Consider the following 5,480-nt stretch of genomic DNA (forward strand, 5'->3'; position numbering starts at 1 on the left):
GTTTGCGGCCTCGTCGAGCTCGCCGTAGGTCAACGAGCTGGCGCCGGCGCGCACTGCCACCGCGTCCGGGGACCGGGATACCTGCTCGGCGAACGACTCCGGAATCGACGTCAGCGCCGGGACCGGCGCGGTCAACGCCGCACGGTTACCCCACTCATCGAGGTCTTCGAGTTCGTCTTCGTCGTCGAGATCCATCGACAACAGGCGACGGGAGGCATCGGCGGTCACGGTTTCCGCACCGAATCGCCGGTCATGGCCGCCAGCACCCGCTGGAACCGGCGCATGATCTTGCGGACGCGGTTGGCGTCGAACACGTCGGTGTCGAACTCGACGCGCAGTACCAGTTCCTCGCCGGGCATGGCTTGCAACGTCAGCGGGTAGTGGTTGTACTCACGGCCGTCGACCTTGGTGATGGCCAACCCGTTGGTGGTGTGCATGGCGGCGGTGTCCACGGGATAGTTCTGGAAGACGAACAGGGTGTCGAAAAGTTGGTCGTGGCCGGCGACGCGGTGAATCTCGTTGAGCGCCAGGTGCTGATGGTCCAGGGTGTCCATGTGGCAGCGCTGCAGATCGCTGAGCAGGTCGGCGATCGTGGTGTCCGGGGTGATGGTGGCCCGGATCGGCACCGTGTTGATCAGCAGGCCGACCATCGACTCCGCACCGGCCACCTCGGCTGACCGCCCCGAGACCGCGACGCCGAACGTGACGTCGTGCTGGCCGGTCAACCATGTCAGCAGCTGCGCCCACGCGGCTTGCAGCACAGTGTTGACGGTGGTCTGGCAGCTGCGGGCCAACTCGTTGATGGCCTGGGTGGTTTCGGCGGGCACGTGGAACGACTCGGTGGCGCGCCGTCCCGGTTTGGTCCGGCCCCTGGGCGCCACCAGTGTGGGCGTCTCGAACCCGGCAAGGACTTCGCGCCAGGCGGCGTGAGCGGCTTCGACGTCGCGCTCGGCCAGCCAGGTGACGAACCTGCGGTAGGACCCCGCGGACGGGAGATGCTGCCCGTAGTAGCTGGCGAAGACCTCCTGCAGCAGAATTGGCAGCGACCACCCGTCGAGCACGATGTGGTGGTAGGTCATCACGAACCGGTGCTCGTTGTCGGCGGTGCGGATCAGCGCGGCGCGGAACGCCGACTGTTGGTTCAGGTCACACACCGCGGCACGTTCGGCGGCGCACAGCCGCTGCATCTGCTCGTCGACGTCGCCGAATTCCGGTTCGTCCGTGGCCATCTCGAGGTACTGCCACGGTACGTTCGGTTCGGCCGGGATGACCTGCACCGGTTCTTCGAACTGTTGGTTGAACCGGGCTGCCAGGTTGGGGTGACGGTTGACCACCGTTTGCACCGCACCCTGTAGCCGCTCGGCGTTCAGCGGGCCGGTGACCGTGATGTCGAGCTGCATGGCGTAGACGTCGTCGACGTCGTGGCCGCTGGTGGCGTTGGCGTGGAACAGCAGCCCCTGCTGCAGTGGGGTCAGGGGCAGCACGTCGGCGATGCGCTGCTGTTCGCTGAGCTCGTCGATTTCCTCCTGGGTGAGACGTGCGGGCGCGATGTCGGAGGGTGTGAGGCCGCCGCCGCCGCGCCGGACGTGGGCGGCGATACCGCTCAGCGCGTCGAACCACAGTTGGGACAGTTGGCTGACCTGTGTCTCGTCCAGTACGGAGGGGGCCCACGTCCATGTGGCGTACAGTTGCGGGCCGTCGTCGGTGTCGACGGTGCTGGCGTTGAGTTCGACGGTGTGCCCCAACGGCATTGGGATCGCCGCGGCGGCGGCGCTGAGCGCGGCACCGTCCTGGCTGACCTGCCAGAGTTCCGCGGTCGAGTCCGCCGCGGCGGCCCCCATCCTGCCGAGGTAGTTGAATCCGATGGTCGGGTCGGATCCGCTCAGCCCGGCGTCGGGGTTCAGATAGCGCAACAGCCCGTACGTCAAACCGTCTGGGAGGGAGCGCAGTTGCTCCTTGGCCTTCTTGATCACAGCGTCGAGCGCAGCGTCACCGGACACCACCTGCGCCCAGGACAGCCCGCCGATAGTCATCGCCACCGGATACTTGGTGGTGAACCAGCCCACGGTGCGGGACAGGTCGACGTCGGATGCGATGTCTTCGTTCCGGCCGTGGCCTTCGACGTCGATGGCGATCGACGCGGTGGTGTCCAGCAACTGCGTCAGCGCCAGCCCGTAGGCGATCAGCAGGATGTCTTGCACCCCGGCGCGGTACGCCGCCGGAACCTCGCCGAGCAACGCGCGTGTCGTCTCTGCGTCCAGCGCGGCCGTGAGGTGCCCGGCGGTGGCGTAGGTGTCCAGGGCGGGTTGTGCCGCAGGCATCCGGGACGGCAGATCCAGCACTTCGCGCCAGTTGTCGGCCTGCGCCACCACGGTCGTGTCGTGGGCGTAATCGCCCAGCAGCGCCGACCACCGCGCGAACGAGGTGCCCGTCGGCGGCAATGCCACAGCTTCGCCGTTGCGGTGCTGTGCCCACGCGATGTTGAGGTCCTCCAGCAGGATTCGCCACGACACCGCGTCGACGGCGAGGTGGTGGACGATCAACGCGAGCTGGCCGGTGGTGCGCACCCACAGGGCGCTGACCATCACCCCGTCCGCGGGGTTCAGCCGCGACCGCGCCGCCACCAACGCCTCGTCGGTCAATGCGTCCACCGAATGCACGCACTCGTCGGCGTGCACCGAATCAGGTTCGGGCACAGTCAAAGACCAGCTGTCGGCGCCGTCGTTCTCAACCCGCAGCCGCAGCATGGCATGCCGGTCCAGCAGCGCAGCCAGCACCACCCGTACCTCTGCCTCGGTGACCCCGGCCGGGGCTTGGACCACCACGGTCTGGTTGAACTCCTCGATTGCGCCGCCGCGGGTCTGCACCTCACGCAGCCACCGCATGATCGGGGTCGCGGTCACCGGGCCGGTGCCTTCGTCGGTCGGTCCGCCCTGTCCACTGCTGACGTCGACCACCTGGGCCAGCCGGGCCACGGTCTGCTCGACGAAAATGTCACGGGGCCGGCACATCACACCGGACGCCCGGGCCCGCGCCACCACCTGCATCGAGAGAATGCTGTCGCCGCCGAGGTCGAAGAACGAGTCGTCGACGCCGACCTGCTCCAGGCCCAGCACCTGGGCGTAGATCCCGGCCAAAATCTCCTCGATCGCGTTCGCGGGCGGCCGGTACCGGCCGACGTCACCGTAGTCGGGGGCGGGCAGGGCCCGGGTGTCGAGCTTGCCGTTGACCGTCAGCGGCAACGCGTCCAGCACCACCACCGCGGCCGGCACCATGTACGGCGGCAGCCGGTCGGCCAACGCATTTCGCGCCGCCGCCGGATCCACGCCGCCGGGCGTGGTTTCGGTGACGTAGCCGACTAGGCGTTTGGTGCCCGGATGGTCCTCGCGGGTGATCACCACCGCCTGCTCTACACCGTCGAGTGCGGCCAGCGCGGTATGAATTTCGCCGAGTTCGATGCGGTAGCCGCGAATCTTGACCTGATCGTCGGCGCGGCCCAGGTACTGCAGCTGACCGTCGGGTCGCCAGCTCACCAGATCGCCGGTGCGATACATGCGTGTTCCGGCCACCCCCGGCCCGCCGAACGGGCACGCGACGAACCGCGACGCGGTCAAACCCGACCGTCCGAGGTATCCGCACGCCACACCGTCACCGGCCACGTACAGCTCGCCGACGACGCCGGCGGGGACCGGCCGCAGCCACTCGTCGAGCACGAACAGCGCCGCCGTCGGCACGGGCGCACCGATCGGCGCAGCGCCGGACCCCGGCGTCAGCGGGGCGCTCATCGACGCGTAGACCGTGATCTCGGTGGGTCCGTATGCGTTGATCACCACCCGGCCGGGCGCCCAGCGGTCCACCACCTCACCCGGGCAGGCTTCGCCGCCGAGCAGCAACGACACCGAGTCCAGCCCCTGCGGAGACAGTGCCGAGACGGCGGACGGGGTCTGGGTCAGCACGTTTACCCGCTCACGAACCAGCAGGGCGTGGAAATCGTCGGGTGAACTCGCCACCGATTCGGGCACGACCACCAGACGCGAGCCGCCGAGCAGGGCAGCCCAGATCTCCCACACCGAGAAGTCGAAAGCATAGGAGTGGCACTGCGTCCACACCTGGTCCTGCGGCAGGTGCTCAGGCGATGAGCGCGCCAGGTGTGTCAGGTTCTGGTGCGAGACGGCCACGCCCTTGGGCACGCCGGTGGTTCCCGAGGTGTAGATCAGGTAGGCGATGTCGGCGGGAGACGGATCCGCCAGCGGCGCCTCGGGTTGAGTGCCCGCGGTCGCCTCGATGTCACGGATGTCGAGGACGGGTATGGGACGGCCAGCCAGCCGGTCGGCGAGGTCGGCGTTGGTGACCGCGACGGTCGGCGCGGCGTCGGCGAGCATGAAGTCGATGCGGGTTGCGGGCATCGCCGGGTCGACCGCCAGATACGCCGCGCCCGCCTTGAGTGCGGCCAGCATGGCCACGATCGCCTCGGCGGACCGGTTGAACAGCAGCACCACGCACTGCCCCGGTCCGGCACCGTGTGCAATCAGCTTGTGCGCCAACCGGTTCGCGGCATGGTCTAGCTCGCGGTAGGTCAACGACCGCTGACCGCAGGTGACGGCCACCGCATCGGGGGTGCGCGCCACATGCTCGGCGAACAGGGCGGGCACCGACGATGCGTCCGGGTCCGGGCCGGTCAGTGCCGTGAGGTTGCCGACCGAATCGAGGTGGGCGTGTTCCTCGTCGTCGAGCAGATCGATCGACGACAGCCGCTGATCGGAGTCGGTGGTCATCGCAGCCAGCACCCGCTCGAATCGCTGAATCAACGTTTCGATGGTGGATGGGTCGAAGACGTCGGTGCGGAACTCCACCGTGCCGGTGATGCCGTCGGGTTCCCCGGCCTCGGTGCGCCGTTCGGCCAGCGAGAAGCTCAGATCCATTCGCGCCGTGTGGGTGTCGGCCGGCATCTGGGTGACCTCCAGATCACCGAGCGCCAGCCCCGAGCCGGAAGCGGGGACGTTCTGCCACGACAAGGCCACCTGAACCAGCGGGTGGTGGGTCAGTGACCGCGTCGGGTTGAGCCGCTCGACAAGCACCTCGAACGGCACGTCCTGATGTTCGTAGGCAGACAGGCTGCGTGCCCGCACCTGAGCCAGCACGTCGGCCATTGTGGGGTCGCCTGCCAGGTCCATCCGCAGCACCAAGGTGTTGACGAAGAACCCGATCAGCTCGTCGAGCGCGGGATCGCGCCGACCGGCGATCGGGAAACCCACCGCCACGTCGGAGGTTGCGCCCAACTTCGAGAGCAGCACGCCCAACGCGGCCTGCAGCACCATGAAGCTGGTGGCGTTGTGCTCACGGGCGATCCGGGTGATCTGCTCGTGCAGTTCGACAGGCCAGTTCAACGTGGTGGTGGCGCCGCGCTGGTCGGCCACCGGCGGGTAGGGCCGATCGGTTGGCAACGCAACACGTTCCGGCATCCCGGCCAGCGCGTCCTG

The 5,480-nt window shown here is 68.4% G+C and carries 1 protein-coding gene and 1 pseudogene; both read right to left on the reverse strand.

The window, feature by feature from the left end; translation table 11 throughout:
- Window positions 1-228: pseudogene (locus tag ABQF13_RS25165) on the reverse strand (AMP-binding protein); the annotation flags it as partial.
- Window positions 225-5,480: non-ribosomal peptide synthetase (locus tag ABQF13_RS25170; protein ID WP_448395530.1), on the reverse strand; the 5,256-nt coding region annotated here is incomplete at its 5' end. The gene ABQF13_RS25170 and the pseudogene ABQF13_RS25165, both read right to left, overlap by 4 nt.

Source organism: Mycolicibacterium sp. XJ879 (assembly GCF_053483935.1).